General features: G+C 44.1%; 19 protein-coding genes. 10 read left to right on the top strand and 9 right to left on the bottom strand.

Annotated features, from left to right (window positions below; genetic code table 11):
* Positions 1–181 precede the first annotated feature (181 nt).
* The 4 genes from FNC98_RS15555 to FNC98_RS15540 are packed head-to-tail and all read right to left on the bottom strand — an operon-like array spanning position 182 to position 4978.
* Entirely contained in the window at positions 182–1276 is a 1095-nt protein-coding gene (locus FNC98_RS15555; protein ID WP_144035189.1) for a MaoC family dehydratase, read from the bottom strand.
* The gene (locus FNC98_RS15550) at positions 1273–2187 is read right to left on the bottom strand and encodes an HpcH/HpaI aldolase/citrate lyase family protein (protein WP_144035188.1); all 915 of its coding nucleotides are present in this window, start codon (positions 2185–2187) and stop codon (positions 1273–1275) included. Before FNC98_RS15550 ends, FNC98_RS15555 begins: the two co-directional genes overlap by 4 nt.
* Entirely contained in the window at positions 2184–3857 is a 1674-nt protein-coding gene (locus tag FNC98_RS15545; protein ID WP_144035187.1) for an acyl-CoA synthetase, read from the bottom strand. The genes FNC98_RS15550 and FNC98_RS15545 overlap by 4 nt, the downstream gene beginning before the upstream one ends.
* The gene (locus FNC98_RS15540) at positions 3857–4978 is read right to left on the bottom strand and encodes an HpcH/HpaI aldolase/citrate lyase family protein (RefSeq protein WP_144035186.1); all 1122 of its coding nucleotides are present in this window, start codon (positions 4976–4978) and stop codon (positions 3857–3859) included. Before FNC98_RS15540 ends, FNC98_RS15545 begins: the two co-directional genes overlap by 1 nt.
* Positions 4979–5531: 553 nt before the next feature.
* Between FNC98_RS15540 and FNC98_RS15535 the strand changes: the two genes are divergently transcribed.
* Together FNC98_RS15535 and FNC98_RS15530 are read left to right on the top strand one after the other, a co-directional pair.
* Entirely contained in the window at positions 5532–6521 is a 990-nt protein-coding gene (locus FNC98_RS15535) for an HpcH/HpaI aldolase/citrate lyase family protein (RefSeq protein WP_144035185.1), read from the top strand.
* A 117-nt stretch (positions 6522–6638) separates the two neighbouring features.
* Complete coding sequence (locus FNC98_RS15530; RefSeq protein ID WP_144035184.1) at positions 6639–7718, top strand: zinc-binding dehydrogenase; 1080 nt, start codon at positions 6639–6641, stop codon at positions 7716–7718.
* Between the two features lie 6 nt (positions 7719–7724).
* Here FNC98_RS15530 and FNC98_RS15525 read toward each other — a convergent pair whose 3' ends face one another.
* Together FNC98_RS15525 and FNC98_RS15520 are read right to left on the bottom strand one after the other, a co-directional pair.
* Positions 7725–8030, bottom strand: coding sequence for a DUF3630 family protein (locus FNC98_RS15525; RefSeq protein WP_144035183.1), 306 nt, complete (start codon positions 8028–8030; stop codon positions 7725–7727).
* Between the two features lie 18 nt (positions 8031–8048).
* On the bottom strand, positions 8049–9575 hold the full coding sequence (locus tag FNC98_RS15520) for a protein adenylyltransferase SelO (RefSeq protein WP_144035182.1): 1527 nt from the start codon (positions 9573–9575) through the stop codon (positions 8049–8051).
* Between the two features lie 418 nt (positions 9576–9993).
* Between FNC98_RS15520 and FNC98_RS15515 the strand changes: the two genes are divergently transcribed.
* The 7 genes from FNC98_RS15515 to FNC98_RS15485 all read left to right on the top strand — a co-directional run bounded on the left by FNC98_RS15515 (position 9994) and on the right by FNC98_RS15485 (position 14960).
* The gene (locus FNC98_RS15515; RefSeq protein ID WP_144035181.1) at positions 9994–10293 is read left to right on the top strand and encodes a c-type cytochrome; all 300 of its coding nucleotides are present in this window, start codon (positions 9994–9996) and stop codon (positions 10291–10293) included.
* 315 nt (positions 10294–10608) lie between these two features.
* Positions 10609–11199 carry a c-type cytochrome gene (locus FNC98_RS15510; protein ID WP_144035180.1) on the top strand — a complete coding sequence of 197 codons (591 nt, stop codon included), beginning with the start codon at positions 10609–10611 and terminating at the stop codon, positions 11197–11199.
* A complete protein-coding gene (locus FNC98_RS15505) occupies positions 11196–12506 on the top strand; it encodes a hypothetical protein (RefSeq protein WP_260680377.1) in 1311 nt (436 codons plus the stop codon). The genes FNC98_RS15510 and FNC98_RS15505 overlap by 4 nt, the downstream gene beginning before the upstream one ends.
* Before the next feature lie 172 nt (positions 12507–12678).
* The gene (locus FNC98_RS15500) at positions 12679–13623 is read left to right on the top strand and encodes a CsgG/HfaB family protein (protein WP_144035179.1); all 945 of its coding nucleotides are present in this window, start codon (positions 12679–12681) and stop codon (positions 13621–13623) included.
* 11 nt (positions 13624–13634) lie between these two features.
* A complete protein-coding gene (locus tag FNC98_RS15495; protein WP_144035178.1) occupies positions 13635–13952 on the top strand; it encodes a hypothetical protein in 318 nt (105 codons plus the stop codon).
* Complete coding sequence (locus FNC98_RS15490; protein ID WP_144035177.1) at positions 13949–14293, top strand: DUF4810 domain-containing protein; 345 nt, start codon at positions 13949–13951, stop codon at positions 14291–14293. Before FNC98_RS15495 ends, FNC98_RS15490 begins: the two co-directional genes overlap by 4 nt.
* 19 nt (positions 14294–14312) lie before the next feature.
* Positions 14313–14960 carry a DUF799 domain-containing protein gene (locus FNC98_RS15485; RefSeq protein ID WP_260680376.1) on the top strand — a complete coding sequence of 216 codons (648 nt, stop codon included), beginning with the start codon at positions 14313–14315 and terminating at the stop codon, positions 14958–14960.
* 144 nt (positions 14961–15104) lie between these two features.
* Here FNC98_RS15485 and FNC98_RS15480 read toward each other — a convergent pair whose 3' ends face one another.
* Positions 15105–16193, bottom strand: a complete 1089-nt coding sequence (locus tag FNC98_RS15480) for a zinc-dependent alcohol dehydrogenase family protein (RefSeq protein ID WP_144035175.1) — start codon at positions 16191–16193, stop codon at positions 15105–15107.
* Between the two features lie 226 nt (positions 16194–16419).
* Between FNC98_RS15480 and FNC98_RS15475 the strand changes: the two genes are divergently transcribed.
* Complete coding sequence (locus FNC98_RS15475) at positions 16420–16899, top strand: protease complex subunit PrcB family protein (protein ID WP_144035174.1); 480 nt, start codon at positions 16420–16422, stop codon at positions 16897–16899.
* A gap of 17 nt (positions 16900–16916) precedes the next feature.
* On the opposite strand, the gene FNC98_RS15470 is transcribed toward FNC98_RS15475, so the two are convergent.
* Together FNC98_RS15470 and FNC98_RS15465 are read right to left on the bottom strand one after the other, a co-directional pair.
* The gene (locus tag FNC98_RS15470) at positions 16917–17528 is read right to left on the bottom strand and encodes a biotin/lipoyl-containing protein (protein WP_144035173.1); all 612 of its coding nucleotides are present in this window, start codon (positions 17526–17528) and stop codon (positions 16917–16919) included.
* A gap of 294 nt (positions 17529–17822) precedes the next feature.
* Complete coding sequence (locus FNC98_RS15465; RefSeq protein ID WP_144035172.1) at positions 17823–18734, bottom strand: hypothetical protein; 912 nt, start codon at positions 18732–18734, stop codon at positions 17823–17825.
* Positions 18735–18749: the final 15 nt, after the last annotated feature.

The raw sequence follows: 18749 nt of genomic DNA, 5'->3' as shown, positions 1-18749 counted from the left end.
ACACATTGTCAGGCCCTGGAATATCACCTTTAAAAGTGTATCGATTTATTCAATTGCGGTCCGAGGAAGTAGACAGAAATTGATTAAGTAAGTATTCCGTTTTTATGGCTGTCTTACTTAGAGGTTTATAAACTGCAAACACGACTTATAAAGATGGCTTTCCTAAAACAAAAAAGACAAATTAGCGACGCATTAGCACGCTGTAATCAATATCCAGCACCACATCCGGGTGATAGCGGGTGCGGCCATTATCTTGTTTGCTTAAATACTCCATGTTATCCGGCGTATTATTTTTAATACCAAGACTCTGAATGCGTACCAGTGCCATATCATCGCGGCGATTAAATTGCTTGACCTCAAGTATCTTCGACTGACAGTAAATGGTGTCTCCGGCATAGCTTGGATTGGCATGGGTGCCACCGTGAATCGCGCTTAACCAGATACCATTGCCCAGGCCGTTGTATGACAGAGCCCGGCATAAAGAAATAATGTGGCCACCATAAACTAAACGTTTACCCGCTGGGGTGTTGTCCATCATGTGCTGATCAAAATGTACCCGAGCGTTATTTTGGTAAAGACGCGTCGCCATCGAGTGCTCGCTGTCATTTAAAGTAATACCGTCGCGATGAAACAGGGTATCGCCTGGTTTAAAATCATCGGCCTTCAGCTGATGGTCACTGTAATGATCTTTCCAAAGCTTTAAGTCGAGATTTTTTGGAACCACCTGCTCTTCGCTATCGACCGCGGCTAGCAATTTTGGGATCACTGGGTTGTCGATATGCGAGTTAAAATTGCGTTTATGTACCATTACCCAGCGTTTAAAAGACAGCACCACCTGATGGTGTTGATTGGTCGCCACGGAATGTACGTAAACGATGCCGGTTTTACCGTTAGAGTTTTCCTTCAAACCGATAACCGTACTGGTTACCTCTAAGGTGTCGCCAGTAAATACCGGGGTATTAAACAATACTTCGGCATAGCCAAGGTTGGCGACAGCATTCAAGGAAATATCATTTACGGTTTTACCAAAGGCGATATGAAACACCAGAAGGTTGTCCACCGGCGTCCGGTAAAAACCGGCGCTGCGGGCCACGGTTTCGGCACAGTTTAAAGCGAAACGAGAACCGGTAAGGGCGATATATAAACTGACATCACCTTCACTGATGGTGCGCGGCACGCCATGAACCAGATTTTGATGCAGACTAAAATCTTCAAAGAATAAACCGCTGGGGGTGGCCAGATAGTTATCCTGATTGCTTTGGGTGTCTTGAATCATCGCTTTTTCTCCGGACCTAACAATTCACTTTGGCCAATTTTATTTACCATATCGCAAAGACACAGAACTCGATTTGCCCAGTGTTCCAAACAAGGTTCGATGATTCTATCTTCAATTACGGCTACCGACTGGCCTTGTTCATTGGCCTGATTAATGGCTGCAATAATGGCTTTGGCTTTAGCGACATCTTCGCGCTTTGGTGTCATCGCATCATTGGTATAGGTAAGCTGTACCGGGTGAATTACCGCTTTACCATCAAAGCCTAAGTCACGGGCCTGACGACAGCTGTATTCACAGGCAACCACGTCTTTAAGATTAAAATGCGGTCCGTCAATAATGCTTTTATGATGAGCACGGGCGGCAAGTAAACACATCGACAGGTAAGTAATAAGCCCTTGTCTGTCTAGCGTCAGGTTAACGCGCAGGGAATTGGCTAAGTCACTGGTTCCCATGACAATCGTGGTTAAGCGTTCGCTACAACCGGCGATTTCTTCGGCGCGTAAAACCCCCATAGGGGATTCGATATTGGCCATCACTGATTTGCCACTACCACCGGCTTGATCCAGAGCATCGATAGCTCGCAGCAACTCATCTTTTGATTCAATATTCGGAAACAATACGGCATCGATATCCAAAGAAGCGATGGCTTTTAAATCATCCATGCCCCAGGGAGAATCGAGTTTATTGACACGAACGATACGCTCCGAGTACCCGAAGTTGCTGTCGGTAAGCTCTTGTGCCAATAATGCACGGGCATCATCTTTCCCCGCTGGTGGTACCGATTCCTGTAAATCGAAGATGATACAATCGGCATTCAGTCGACGGGCTTTTTCGATAAATCGACGTTGATGTCCTGGTACATACAAAGCACTGCGACGTGGGCGATAATCGTTTAATAGGTTACTGTTCATGCTTGGGCCTCCGTCTGCTCGCGACTTTGTTGTTCTCGTTTATTGGATAAATCTGCCAGTAGTTGTTTGCGTAGGACTTTGCCGTTCTTAGTGCGCGGGAAATCCTGATAAAAATGCACTTGCTTTGGAGCCTTGTAACGAGCCAGATGCTCATTACCAAAATCCAATAATGACGCTTCATCAATATTGTCGGACCCGGCGGGAATCACGCAGATGCTGACAATCGTTTTGTCTTTGGCAATGGTGTCGCCAAGCGCCACACAATCGGCAACCTGAGGATGAGTTTTGATCACCCGTTCTATTTCATGGGGTGATACTCGATAACCAAAGGTGTTGATAATGTCGTCTTTTCGACCAATGAACCAAATGTAGCCATCCTCATCTTGGCGAGCGTAGTCGCCGGTAAGAAAATATCCATCACGTCGGCTTTCCTGGGTTTCCTCCGGCAGCTGCCAGTATTGTAAGAACAATCCAGGATCATCGGTACGAATGGCAATCATTCCTTCTTGACCCGGCGGCACCGGATTCAACGCTTCATCGACCAGCTGTACCTGATGCCCAGGCTGAATAAAACCAGCGGCTCCCGGACGAATATCTGCACCAGTATGTTGGGAAATATAATAAGAAAATTCCGACATGCCGATGGCTTCATAGACGTCCATGGCAAAACGTTCACGCCAGGCTAACAGCATCTCATCGCTCAGGTGCTCACCAGCGCTCATACAGTGACGTAAGGTCGGTACATCTTTCGCTGAGAAATCAGTTTTTTGAATGATCTGCCGATAAATAGTCGGTACTCCGATAAAAATGGTGCAGCCATGTTTGGCGATCAACTGTGGCCAGGTGTTGGCGTCATTTTTACCTTCATGAACAATTACCGTATGGCCATGGAATAACGGGTCCATCAGTGCAGAACCCAATACATAAGTCCAGTTGAATTTACCAGAATGTAGGATGCGATCGCCCGATTGAAAGTTAAACCAGTAACGGCTTGCTGGAATGCGTCCTATTAAAGAGCGATGTCCGTGCAGCACGCCTTTCGGAAAACCAGTGGTACCCGAGGTGTAAACCAGGTAAGCCGGATCATCGGGGCGAGTCGCGACGATGCTATCGTCAACAGGACTATCTGCAAGCGCTTTGGCCAGATCGATTACTTTTATGCCTTCTGGATTTTCCGCATCAGGAATTTCTCCAGGACCTGCCAGTAAAACCGTTTCCAGGTCATCGTGCTTGCCAAGCGTACTGCTCAGCTCTGGCCACATGCTTTTATCGGTAACCAGTACCTTGGCACCGGAGTCCTTAGCCAGATAAGCCACTTCGTGTGCCGATAATAAGGTCGACGTTGGCACGGCTACAGCACCATGTTTCAGACAACCGAAGAAGCTAATTGGGTAGCTAGTGGCGTTTGGCAGGCGAATCAAAACCCGCTCGCCTTCACCGACATTCAATGACTTTAACAGGTAATTAAACTGGCCACTGGCTTTATCCAACTGGCTGTAAGACAGTTCAGTTGTACCGAGAAACTGGTCTTCGACAATCATTGCCAGTTTATTACCATTGCCTTGCTCGACATGCTGGCGCACACAGGCATAAGCGATATTAAAGTGACGAGGTAGCTGCCATTGCCAGCCCGATTCATTCTGTGTTAGTAGGTTTTCAAAATTCAACATTAGATACGTCCGTACGGCCAGTTTTCGCGAATAACAGTAATAGGAAGCTTCTTCAAAACGTCCATGGCAAACTGTTTGTCTTTGTCATCCAGAGACTTCAGTGCATAGGCGCGCAGCAAACACTGCAGCGCTTTACCGAACATCGGAGGATCAAGCATTTCACCTTCAAACTTAATTGCACCGCCAAGAAGAGCATCGGCGTCGATCGCAGCCTGTAATATCTCGACATTCCGCTTGATTTCCTTTGGAGATGGGGTGAAGGCAACCTTACACAGATGAATGTGATAAGGATGAATCAATTGCTTACCGGTTAAACCCATTTGTGCTTCGATTACAGCGTGACTATGCACCACGTGCGATTCATGATCGCCATGCAAATCCAACCAGCGGCGAACATCATCGGGCTCGATATTTTTCTCTGGCATTGGCGTGTCATTAATAAGTACTTCGACACCACCAATTACTCCTTTACCGGCGATGCGTGCTTCCAATAACAAGGTGCGAAGATAGGTTAGTAACTCATCAATCCAACCTTCTGGCGTTAAGTGGATAGCCATTGCTTTCGAGAAATCGTGAATACCGAACACCACATGCTTAACCGCGGGAAATGCCATCAGCTCAGCAGCAATTTTCAATGAACGTGGATGCTCGATAATCGGCTGAATTTCGATGTCAGGATTTACCCCGACCAACCAGGCACTTAAGTCACGGATCTCCGCAGCGCCATACAATTCGCCGGCTTTTGCTAGCACGATGACATCGATGTGTTCAGCAACCTGCATGATCATTTGCAGATCTTTTTCGTATTCATCGGTACGGAATGGATTTATCCGAACCGCGATCTGAAAGTTTCTTTCAGGAAACTTAGGTAGCTCGTTAATTAACAGTTCGCGAGACAGGGCTTTTTGACGACACCCATCTTCCAAATCAAACAACAAGGTGTGCGCCTGGCAATGGTGCGCATGTTTACGCATCCGCTCGGTCGCCTGCTCGATGTTTTCGTATTCTCCATCTTTTGGTGAGTACTTGACTGGTGGGTAATACAGCTGGATACCGGGCCAAAATCCGCCCAGGACATCTTGTTCATTAACCTGGTCCAAAAATTCGTTGTGATAATTCAAAGTATCCTCCAGCTTTTTCTATTGACGACGTTGTAATTGTTATGACCCAACGCAATTTGCCTCTGAGGCGTTTATGCGTTGATGAAATGTCGCTATTTATGTAAGTGAAATGAAAGTTTTCATTTTGGCTTTTATTTATACTTACAGCATTAGAGTATTTATTTCAAACTTTTGTTTAAAAAAGTGTTTGAATGTTGTCTACAATCTAAGGTAGTTTAGTAAACAACTAGTTTATAAACCTTATTAAAATGGCTGTATCTAGTGCTTTAGTGGTATTGATAACTTTCTGATGTTGCGTAAGATTATTGTTAATGTTTGGCAACTGCCACGGATTGTGAATGTTGAATTAGCGCAACGCGTCACGGCCATATTAGTAATTTTAGGCAAGATATTGCTATTGGTTACAAAAATTAGAGTAATTTTGAAATATTACCTGTCGGCTTTCATCGCTGCGGCAGGCTAAAATGATCCGATTAATAATTAAAATCCGGCGCAGAAATCCATTTTTGATATTTGTGTAGCTCGGACTAAGAAATCGATACCAGGAGGAATAATGTCGTTACCTGTACACCCGAATAAAGCCCTATTTGAGGGCGAAAAGCCGTTTCCGGTTTTACCAAGTTGTGAGCACTTTGCTGGTAGCGAAAAGCTGATCGGTAAAGCAATGCAAATGCAACAAAAGCTTGGTCCAGTCTTTGATATTACCTGTGATTGTGAAGACGGTGCTGCTGCTGGTACTGAAGCTGAACATGCGCAAATGGTTGCGGATATGATTGGCAGCGATGAAAACAAATTTAATATGCTCGGAGTGCGCATCCACGATTATACCCATTCGCACTGGCGCAAAGACGTCGATATTCTGGTACCGCAAATCGGTGAAAAAGTCGCGTATATCACTTTGCCAAAATGCACAGCTGCGACACAAATCAAAGAAATGGTGGATTACATCAAGTCTGTTGCTAAGGCTAATAACATCAGTCGTGAAATTCCAGTGCATGTGCTGATCGAAACCCATGGTGCATTGCGGGATGTCTGGGATCTGGCAGCAATCGATTGGGTGCAGGTATTGGATTTTGGGATGATGGACTTTGTCTCTGGCCACAATGGTGCAATTCCAGCATCCTGCATGCGTTCACCAGGGCAGTTTGACCATGCACTCTTGTATCGCGCCAAAAGCGAGATGGTTGCCGCGGCCCTTGCCAATGGTGTGGTGCCAGCCCATAACGTGACGTTGGATTTGAAAAATGTGCAGCAGACGCTTGATGATGCCAGTCGTGCACGTAAAGAATTTGGCTTTTTGCGAATGTGGAGTATTTATCCAACTCAAATCCAGGCAATTGTTGATGCGATGAAGCCGGATTATCAAGAAGTGGAAGATGCGGAAGCGATTTTGTTGGCGGCACAAGCTAATGATTGGGGTCCAATTCAGCACAAAGGTGAGTTACACGATCGCGCTACCTATCGCTATTACTGGCAATTACTGCAACGGGCTCATGTTAGCGGTATCGTTATTGGCGAGCAGGCGAAAACGGCATTCTTTTAACGAAAAGCCAAATTGGTGGTAGCTCTACATACTGATTTTCGTAACAAAATTTGGAAAAGCACAGCAACGCCCGCTATTATTGCGGGTGTTGTTTTTTCCACAAAATAAGGTTTTTTTGTGACTCAATCTACTACTGCATCGGTTTCTGGAAACAATATCCCAAAAACCAACAAAGGCATTGCCCTGAAGTTTAATCCCAGCGCAGATATCCCCTTCAATGAACGTATTGAATTAACCGAAAAACCGATTCCGGAATTAGAAACGGGGCAGGTGTTAATTAAGATGCTGGCTTCACCGATTAACCCTTCAGATCTGGTCTATCTCATGGGTAAATATGGTTTACCGCCGCAAGACGGTGCTTATGCTGGCTTTGAGGGAGCGGGTATCGTAGTGGCAGCAAATGCGGGTATGTATGGTCGCTGGCTCATTGGTAAGCGAGTAGCGATTTCTGCAGAGCCGGGTCGTGATGGCGCTTGGGCGCAATACGCCATTACCCGGGCGAATTTGTGTTTGCCGGTTCGTAAGGAACTAACCGATGCCCAGGCGGCGACTTTGATTGTTAACCCTTGTACTTCGGTTTGCCTGGTAGACAGGGCTAAGCAGTTAGGCGCAAAAGCGATCGTTCTTAACGCGGCAGCTTCGCAGGTGGGTAAAGGCGTTATCCGTTATGCAAAAATGCATAACATCAAAACTATCGCCACCGTGCGTTCACAAAAAAATGTTGAAGCACTGGAAAAACTTGGTGCCGATGCAGTATTGCTTACCTCAGATGATGATTATCTGAAAAAACTCAAAGATACATGCCATCAGTTAAAAGCCAGAGTGTTGTTAGATGCGGTGGCGGATATCGATACGCCAACCGTGATGAGCTGTATGCCGAAACACTCAACGGCGATTGTTTATGGACGTTTGACGGAAACTCAGCATCCAATTGGTGGGCAATTCTCGGTAGCCGATGTCATCTTCAGAAACCATAAAGTGGAAGGCTTTTGGTTAGCCACGTATTTTGGTAGTGCCAAACCCTGGCAGGTTTTGAGTTTAAGCAGAAAAGTGCAGCAGTTATTTGCCGAGGGCATCTTTGATACCGACATTTTTGGCGAGTATGATTTTCATAATTTCACCGAAGGTCTGGAACACTATGCCATCAATAAAAGCGACGGCAAGGTGATTTTGCATCCTAATGCAGTAAGTCTTTAGATCCCTTTAAACGCTCAATTGCTTGAAGAGCTCGGCAATGCCGGGCTCACTAAACTCATCTTCTGCTTCAATCCAGCAGGCATTACTGTAGGTCTCAAACTGCAGCAAAAAATGATGATTATTACAACGAAATCTCAGGTATTCGCGGTCGGCGCCGGTTACGTGTTCTGCAACATTGGCGTTAGCAATGCGTTCGAATATCCTGGTTATCATTTCACTGATGTCTTCCTGATCCCAGTCGTTGCCAAAGCGCAATAAAATAATATTATCTGCCGATAACGAAATGGGTGTGTCTGCTGCAAACTCGATCATGATAAATAAATCCTACACTCACGTTCCACAAAAGGTTCGATAACCTTGATCTTTATCTTGTGCAGCATCCTGATATTTCGTTGTGTGTTCGGTGATAGCGTACGGCGAGCGCAACACCTGTAAAAACTGCGATAATTCATCGGCCGCTTCTTCCTGTTTTTCACCGGTGAGCATAGCCTCTTGATAAAGCGCCAGAATTCTTTCCACGTGATGATTCCGAGGGATGACTAATGGGTTGGCATTTTGCATGTTCGCCAATGCATCGGTTAGCGGCTTATGCTTTTTAATCAAAGCTGAAATGTCGCTATCTGTCGTCGTTTCCTCTATTCCTAAACGTTGCAACCAGGTTGGTAACCAAGCTTTCAAGGAAGTAGCAAGTTGACTGGATATCTCGCCTGTTTCGATAAATTGAGTCAATTCGGCAAAGGTTAAGGTGTAATCAAGCTCTTGTGCCTGCATTTGGTTTAATAAGGTTTCAATGAGTAGCCAGTCATTATCATCTTTGAAATCAAAGCCAAGTTTATTACCAAGCATGGATTTATAGGCGAGGGTAATATCTGCCACCAATTGTTTGATAACGGATTCGGCCTTAGCTATCGCTGTCTGTTGTTCATCGTCAAGAAATGGCAGCAGACTCTCTGCAAGGCGTGCCATATTCCAGATGGCAATATTAATTTGATTGCCAAACGCATAGCGTCCCTGACTATCAATTGAGCTGTAGACAGTACCAGGATGATAATCGCCCATCATCGCACAGGGACCAAAATCAATGGTTTCACCACTGATAGCGGTATTATCGGTATTCATTACACCGTGAATAAATCCGACTCGCAGCCAATGACAAATTAAGGTTATTTGTCTTTCTCCGACCGCCTCGATAAAGGCTGACGCTTTGCCAGCTCGATCGGTTTGAAGGGTTGCTATGTCTGGGTAATGACGTTCAATGGCAAAATCTAGTAGGGCTTCTAACGCATCGAAGTCTTTGCGGCTGGCAAAATGCTGGAAGGTACCAACGCGCAAATGGCTGCTGGCGACGCGGGTAACAATGGCCCCAGGTTGTGGCGTTTCCCGATACACGGTTTCGCCAGTGGCGACCACAGCCAGGCAACGGCTGGTAGGCACGTTCAATGCGTGCATCGCTTCACTCATGATAAATTCTCTGAGTGCTGGCTTTAACGCACAACGACCATCGCCCTGACGGGAGAAGCGGGTTGGTCCTGAGCCTTTTAACTGAACATCTACTCTCTGGCTATTTTGATCAATGAGTTCACCCAATAAATGCGCCCTGCCATCACCAAGTTGCGGATTAAAATGGCCAAATTGATGTCCCGAGTATGCAAGAGCAATAGGTGTCGAACTCTCTTCCACTTGGTTGCCGCTAAATATCTGAGCTTTTTGATGCTCGTCAATAACGCTATCTTCAAGTTGTAATAGGCTAGCTAACGAGGCGTTCCATAACAGTAGATGTGGAGCCGCGACCGGTATTGGCAGTGTTTGCTGATAAAAACTGCTTCCAAGTGATAAATAGGAGTTTTGAAAATTCACTAAGTCTCTCGCAAAGAAATTGAGGCTAGGCCAGTATTCATGGGAATTGGTTTTATTGTAACGCTGTTTGGTTACTGTCGTCGATTATATGTAATAAATGCTACTAAGATCATATCGACATTGGTTTTTGCGAAGATTGTTTGCTGAATACATCATTAAGCTTTACCTATTCGTTGTATGTTAGGTCTTTATTGGCATTGCTATCAATACAAGCTTTTGAAATATATTTGGAATCGAATAAGATTAGAAAGATGGATAGTTTTTGTTGGATTAATCAACAATCGGTGTTGGGTTTTTATCCGTATAATCGCTAGTAAACAAGACATTATTGAAAAAAACCGCAGACACTTAGAGGATTTTTTCATATAATCGTTTTCAGTTAAATTAATAATTATTAGGCATATTAAGAGAAGTCATTATGAAAAAACTAACTTTAGCTCTTGCAGCATCAGTAGTTTTCGCAGCTCCTACTATGGCAGCTGATATTGAAGCTGGTAAAGCAAAATCTGCCGTATGTGCAGCCTGTCACGGTGCTAAAGGTATTTCTGCAGTACCTATGTATCCTAACCTAGCTGGCCAGAAAGAAGCATACATCGCCAAGCAGTTGAAAGATTTCAAATCCGGTACTCGTAAAGATCCGGTAATGGCGCCGATGGCAATGCCATTAACTGACGAAGATATTGCGAATCTTTCTGCTTACTACGCTAGCTTGAAGTAATTCAGTATCGAATAAAAAGCGCATTTATTGCGCTTTTTTTGTACATGGACGTACTTATCCTTACGAGCCATGGATGGTGTTAGTAAGGGTTTTTGCTTACAGGGATGTAAGTATCCTGCATCACAGGAAGGATTGATGCATGGGGTAATGGACGTATTTCGTCGAGATATTGTCATCCATGATATCTCGACATTCCGTAAATCCCTTTACATCTCCTAACGAGCCATGGATGGTGTTAGTAAGGGTTGTTTTCAGGAAACTTATCCTCAAAAAAATAATCAAAAAGGGTTCTTAACCCATCTCAAAGGATATCCAATGATTGCCCCCACCATTGGCATGAAGCAATGCGCGATTTTCGCCTTGCTTGTGTTCTTGTTAAGTGGTTTTACTACCTCTTCAGCCTTCGCCAACAGCGACAGTGGAGACATTAATACCAGTTCGGTAGTTGATGTTGAAAGTGCGTTAGATTTGACTGATGGTGATAATGACACTGACAACCAAGAAGCGATTGCAGACATTATTGAACCGCTTCCGAAATTGACCGCCGCTGAGCAATTGCGAATGCAACGACGCCTCGACTCACAAGTACAATTTTGTTCTCCCTGCCACGGTGTTAATGGTGTCGCAAGACAAGCACTTTATCCCGATTTAGCCGGAAAATCTCAGCAATATTTAATGGATAAACTTATCTCTTATAAGCAAAAAAATTCAGCGAATAAAATAATGCAGGGCATGGTAGCGCCATTGAATGAAGAAGATTTGCTGGCGTTATCGCAATATTATGCTGAGCAAATGCCTGTTCATAATCAGTTACTAGCCGCCGAGTCTCCAGCAAAACAGGATGATTCAGCGTTGCAAAGTGAAACCTACATTGGCAACGATAATGAAGAGGAGATAAATCCATGATCATCAGTCAGCTTAAACCGGCTGTCGGCACCTTCGTGATGCTTTTCGTGTTATTTATTTTTGGTTGTGGTGAACAACCTCAAGTGGCGGAGCAACCGGTGCAGCAGGAGAACACTATGAATGACTTGGCGGAGCGTTACGTAAAGCTGACCTTAGCTGTTGGTCACCATCACGATTATTACATCGATGCTTATTATGGCCCACAAGCGTGGAAATCAGAAAAGCAGCCATTAGCCAATTTATTGCTTGAAGGGCAGCAACTGCTAGCCAATATTGAAGCGCTTGATGTTAGCAATACAGAAAAATTACGACATGACTTTTTATCCATGCAAACGGAGTCCGTGCTGTTTTTTATCAAACAGCTTCAGGGCGAACAGTTCAGCTTTGATGAAGAATCACAAGCCCTCTATGACGCCGTATCGCCTAATGTCAGTGAAGCAGAGTTTGATCAGGCACTGGCCGAATTAGAACAGTTGTTACCGGGTGACGGACCATTGCATCAGCGTATGGCCGAGTTCACAAAGCAGTTTGAAATCCCCAAAGACAAGTTGGACGCGGTATTTCGTGCCGCTATTGATGAATCACGTGAGCGCACCAAACAGTTTATAGAATTGCCCGAACAGGAAAGTTTTACCCTGGAGTATGTCACCGATAAAGTATGGTCAGGATATAACTGGTATAAAGGCAACAGCTTCAGCCTGATTCAAATGAACACCGATTTTCCTATCACGATTGATCGAGCGATAGACCTTGCCAGTCATGAAGGTTATCCCGGTCACCATGTCTTTAATTCGCTGATGGAAAAGCACCTTGTAAATGCCAATGGCTGGATGGAATATTCGGTTTACCCGCTGTTTTCACCCATGTCTTTATTAGCTGAGGGAAGTGCCAATTATGGTATCGATGTGGCATTTCCTGAAAAGGAACGCATCGCCTTTGAGAAACAGGTATTGTTCCCGTTAGCTGGGCTGGATAGCAGTAAAGTGGATTTGTATTATGCGGTACAAGCAGTGCGTAGCAAATTGTCATACATCGATAATGTTGTTGCCAAACGCTATCTTGATGGCCAGATTGATAAAGCGACTGCTCAGCAGATGCTGATGAAATATGCGCTAAGCTCTGAGAAAAAAGCATTGCAGCGCATTGGCTTTATCGAACAAAATCGTGCTTATGTGATTAACTACAACTTAGGTCAGGACATTGTCCGCGCTTATGTAGAAAAGTTAAGTGAAGGTAATAGTCAAAAGCGCTGGCAGGTATTCTCGCAGCTATTGGCAAATCCGATGACAGCGTCAATGATGAAATAATTTGTGCACAATTGTTACTGTTAACCACGAGACTTTTAATTCAGGCGTTCCCTTAAACTATTAAAAGTTTCGTATATTTTCTCGAACCGTTTGATTTTGATATTAAAACAAGACATATTAAATCTGCCTTTATTATAAAAAATGGACAAGAAGAGAAGGAACACAAATGGTCATGAACGCCAAAATATCATTAGTCATTTCTGCAGCTCTGGCTTTAACCGCCTGTACTTCAGCGACTCAGGAAGTCGTAAATCAACCTATTGAAACCACTCCTCAAGTAAGCAAAACGATTGCTGAACCCATGGAGATGTCATTAAAACGCGTCGTCGCGATTTCACGTTTCAGCGATGAAACCAAGCGCGGTAATAGTTTTTTAGTCGATCAAAACAATGATCGCATTGGTAAACAAGCCGCCGATATTCTGTCAGCCAGATTAACCGATAGTGGCAAATTCATTATGCTGGAACGTTCGGATATTGCCGCCGTTGCCCGTGAAAATGAAATCGAAAATACCGTGGCGAATGTCGCAGCCGCAGACTTTCTGATTATCGGCTCGGTATCAGAATATGGCCGCTCAAATGTCAGTGATGTGGGAATATTTTCTCGCAATAAAAAACAAAAAGCATTTGTGACCGTTAATGTACGCTTAGTAAATACTAAAACCTCACAAGTTGTTTTTTCCGAAGAAGCAACGGGTGAAGCGACTGCCGAAGCCAATAAGGTTTTTGGTGTCGGTAATACCGCCAGTTACGACAGTTCTTTGGATGATAAAGCGTTAAGCGCAGCTGTATCCAAATTAGTTTCCGATATCATGGAAAACCTTTTAGATTCTCCTTGGCAGGCCTATCTGTTGAGCAAAGAGAATGATGGATTTTATATGTCCGGTGGTGAAAACCAGGGCATTAAGAAACAAGATAAATTTGCTGTGATTAGCAAAGGTAAATTGATCAAAAATCCGCAGACTGGAATGATGGTTGAAATGCCGGGTAAAGAAGTTGCGCAGATTGAAGTGATAGAATTTATCGGTGAAGGAAATAACTCATTGTCATTTGCTAAGGTTGTTAGCGGCGATATTGATGAGGCAAGACTCGATGACTATGTCGTTCGTGAATTATAAGGATATATCAGATGAAACATATTTTATTAGTATGCTTTGTAGCGCTGTTAGCCGGTTGTGCGGCAACTTTTGATACCGTTCAACAAGTTGACGAATCCGCATATTTGCAATTACAGGGAAATTTTTCCAATACTCAGCTAACCGTAGATAATGCGACTCCGGTTAATTTGAGCACAGTAGAAACCTTTGAGTTCGAAGGTAAAACGGTAGCTAAATTTCCAATTTCAACCGGTTCTCACACCATCAAAATCACCCGCGGTGAAGACGTGTTGGTGATGCGAAAAATCTATGTCACCAACGGCAATGCTTTTGAGGTGACAGTACCATGATCAAAAAATTACTGATTGTTGTGTTAGTCGCAGCCGTAACCGGTTGTGCGGCTCCGTCTATTTATTACTGGGGCGACTATTCCGATACTTTGTATCAGTACACGAAAGAACCGAGTGAACAAACGCTGGCAGCACATCGTGCTGAATTAATGGATATTATCGAGACCGCTGAGAAAAAGCGCAAAAAGGTTCCACCAGGAATTTATTTTGAGCTGGGCATGATTGAAGCGAAAAGTGGTAATCACAGAATGGCTACCGAATATCTGTTGAAAGAGCAGTCATTATTTCCAGAATCGGAAACTTATGTAGCGTTGGCTCTAAAGGAAATAGAGGTTATTTAATATGTTTAAGAAGGGTTTAATGCTTTTAGCTGCTGTTGTTTTGGCGGGTTGTCAACATACCACGGTTACCAAGGAACAGGCGTTTCCTAACATGTACAAGGAAAAACCAGCGGCGATCTTAGTTGTGCCAGCCATTAATGAAACAACGGCCGCTGATGCTGCGGATTTGTATTCTACAACCATTGCTAAACCCCTTGCTGAAGCGGGTTACTATGTATTATCGATTCCCTACACCAAACAATTTTTGTTCCGGGAAGGTGTCGTCGATGGTAAGCAATTAGAAGGCGTACCAATGAACAAGTATCAACAGATGTTTGGTGCTGATGCGGTTCTGTTTGTCACCATTAAAAGCTGGGATACTAATTATTATATCACCGGCGGCAATGTCACTGTGGCGGCAAATTTTGAACTTAAATCGACGGTAACATCAGATACTATCTGGCAATATGACGGCATTGTTGTTCACAACACCAGTGGTAATTCCGGTAATCTGGTAGCCGATCTCATTGCTACTGCCATTACCACTGCCATGGTCGATTATGTGCCAGTTGCTGATCAGGTAAACACCAGGATTGTGAATACGCTGCCGGTTGGTAAGTATCATCAGCGTCATAACACCGATGGCAATGATAAGAGTGTACTATTGCCAACAGGTTCGGGCTCCTGATCCTGACGCAATATTTGACAAGCCACTGGATTTACAGTGGCTTTTTTATGAACGGTGGTACAAATCAGTCAGAATAACAAGGGGTTGGCGTGAGAATCTACTCGGACATCTCCGTTGGCGGACGCAGGAATCGCTCGGTAACCATTAGCTGAATTTAATCAGCACTTTGCCTGCTTTTCCTGATTTAATACTGCTTTGCAAAGCTTGATGGATCTCATCGATTGCATAAATGGAATCAATGGTCGTTTCAAAACAGCCCGCGAGAGCCATTTTTTTCATGCCGCGAAGCAGATATATTTTTTGTAGCAAGGTCTTTTGTGCCAGCCAGTTACCAGCAAAAAAGCCGTGAATACTGGCGCATGGCATCATTAAATCCCGCGAAAATACCTGCGCATCGGCTTTCGCGAGTGTGCCGTATACCAGCATTTTCCCGTTTAACGTTAAACATGGGAGCATGGCTTCGAGCATTGCTCCACCAATACAATCCAGACCATAATCGACGCCTTTGCCTGCGGTGATTTGATGTACCTGTTGTTGGACATGTGAATACAGGTTGTTGTCTTCACATCCTTGCAACGAAATCACTTCGTTGGCGCCGATCTCTCGAAGCTCAGCAATCTGATCATCTCTCCTGACGATACTGATGGTGTTGACCCCGAATTGCAGACACATCTTTATAATCATTTTGCCAAGTGCTGATGCTCCGCCGCTTTGTAACAGCCAGCGGCCTTTCTTAACCTTTAAAACATCGGTCAACATGCCATAAGAAGACAGTGGATTGATAAGTAACATTGCCGCCTGTTCATCACTGATCGCAGTGGGAACGGCGACCGCCTTTTTAGCATCAACGACCGTGTATTCCTGCCAGGTTCCCATAGGCGGACCTGCAGATATGGCGACACGTTTGCCTTGCAATTGTCTGGCAAGCAGACCACCGCCATTTGCTACCACTATTCCAACACCTTCCCCCCCTGGAGTGTATGGCAACTGTGGATGTGGATGTTGATTCCCAGGCTGGAAGAACGGCATGGCTAAATCATTGTCGCGATTCCAAATCAGGCGATTCAGCGCACTTTGGTAATCACCGCGAATGTAATTTAGATCACTGGGATTAATGGCGCTAAACAGCATTTTAACCAGCACCTGACCTTTTCCGGGGGTGGGAATATCAGTATCAATCACCGCTAACTCATCGAGGTTTGTTGTGAATTGATTAAGTTGAATCGCTTTCATCAAAATATTTTTCCGCCATCACTATGAAAAATGTTTTCTAATATTATCAATTAGTTTCAATTTCATCTTGTCCTAAAGATACGGTAATAGCAAAAATCCAGAGAGATTTTTATTGCCTGCAGCCTTGATTGAGGCTGGAAAAATTGGCGTTCTCTTCTAGCTTTAAAAGTCTGGTCACTCTGATTTTTCTGGGGTGGCACTTGTTAAGTGAAAGTGAGACGTACTTATGATGCAATATAAAAATGGACTTGTTTTTCTGCTTTTCTTCTCTTCCCTTTTAATCTTTTCCGCCAATTCTCTTGCCGCTAAACGCTCGATTTTATATCAGGTTCTCTATCAGGATTCAGACTTTTATGATGATAATGCGTTTGCTAATAAATCTATTAAAGTGATTCGCGATTGGAATAGCTATGCGGACGAAGTTATCAAACACACCCAGGATGCCATTATCGATGTCGATTTTTCTCAATCCCAGGTAGTAGTGATCGATATGGGAAACCGCCCCAATACCGGATATGGCTTGAAGATAAGTAGTGTCCTGGAATTTGAAGATCACATTGTGGTTTACAGCAAATTTAGCGTGCTTGATAGCAGTTCTGGCGATTGTTTGCCGGGGGAGGCGATCAATAATCCGATTATCATTCTGAAAGTTGACTCACAAAAAGAAATCATCGTACGTGAAAAATACAAAACTACGACTTGCTAGACACCTTATTCAGATAGTCAGATAGCACTTATTAAAAGACCGATTGCGCAGATTGCCACGAATAACAGGGCGATCTGCCAGGCAGAAAATTTAGTTGTCGTCGGAATGTCATTTGGCTTTTCTGAAGGCTGAGGTACTGGTGCTGGCTCGGGAACCTCTACATGTTCAGTTTCCTGTTCAGGTTCCTGGTCGGTAGCCGCGCTCTTTGGTGCAACTTTTTCCGGTTGTGGGTCTTTTGCTGGCTCAGACTCTGTCGCCGGATCTGTGTCGGCAGATATAGCCTCGCTATCGGCTGATACATCTGAATGTTTCTCGAGGAGCTGAGCATCTTGCTCAGAACCAGAGCCTGAAACAGCAACATCATCATCGGCCGTTACGGCGAACTCTGGACGGTTGTCCGACAGTTGCATCACGAGTTGCCCGGATGTGACTGACGCACCGGCTTCAATCATCATCTGGCTAATGGTTCCGGTTTCCGGGGCAGTTACTTCCAGCACAACTTTATCGGTTTCCACATTAAACAGAATGTCTTCTTTTTTGACCTGCATGCCCTGATTTACATAGATATCGAGAACCACCGCTGATTCATTTTTATCGCCAAATTCAGGTATTTTGATATCTATATTCATTGTTATTTCCTTATATGGTCTTTTTTCAGAATACTCTTCAACTGATTAAATGCAAACTAAAGTAATTTATAATTATTTGTTGTGATTTTTAAGACTTTGAATATTCGAGCGACTCAGAAGGGCGCCTGAGTGAGAACCAGATGACTAGAATCATTGAAGAACGAGTCATGTTGTTTAACCACAAGCCGCTCGATTGGTAGAAGAGTATTGATCAGATTAGGAGAATTAAAACCGACAAAGCCAGAGCATTGTCGGTTGAAGATATAGAATCCGCGAAAAGAGAAACAATATTAGTTATGAGGCACTGTTGCGCTCAGCTTTTGCAATAACGCACTCATTGCTCAGATTTGACGCTTCTTCTTTGGGTAAAACAACGAACCATTGGCGAAGGTTTTTGATTACCTGGTGGTTGCAGGTTTCTTCAACAAGCACACCGCGAATCACTTTTTTGTTATCGCTTTCTTTCAGGAAAAAGGTTTTGGATGCACCTTGTACATCTTTATATTGTCCTGTCAGTTCAGCTTTGGCGATATCAAGGGAAGTTTGTAGCATCGATTGCAATTGTTGTTTCAACGCATCTGAATCACCATTTTGAAATTGCTGGCGTTGCTCTTCACTTAATAGATTACTGTGAACATGAATAAGATTGCTGTAACGATAAGCGTGCTTGAGTCTGTTTTTTTTCTTGCGAAGTTCTTCCGGCCACTCAATCCAAACTAGTGTTTTTAACGAAAGCTTGGAGTGATCCGTTTGTCCAAAAAATATCGGCTTTATATGAATGACCGACTCGAGGGCAAAATCTCCTTCTGCGATATCTGAGGTATGTTCGCCGGCGATGTCCGTTAAAGAAAATGACTTACTGGCATTGATGGCAGCAGAAATAGATTCATTCGCCTGCTGTTGTTGCTTTGAAAGTTTATCTTCCCGTCCACTTTGCACCATAGCTGAATGAATCCCGACCTGAAGCGCTAAACCCACAAGGCCGGCTCCACCGTGATACATCATGGGCGTAGCTGCGGTATCAGTATTTGACGAATAGACTCCGCGCAGATCAATTTCTTCACCAGTTGCAAAGGTGAACAGGTACTGTTCGGACTGTATGTAGTTACCTCGCAACTGATTTGTGTGCTTCGCATAATCATCACGATAAGGTGTCGATTGACACCCCATCATGAATAATGCGGATATTATTAAAATTATACGCATACAGATTCAGTTAAC

It is taken from the genome of Thalassotalea sp. PS06, from assembly GCF_007197775.1.
Taxonomy (GTDB): domain Bacteria; phylum Pseudomonadota; class Gammaproteobacteria; order Enterobacterales; family Alteromonadaceae; genus Thalassotalea_A.
This window is presented reverse-complemented; position numbering and strand designations above follow the sequence as displayed.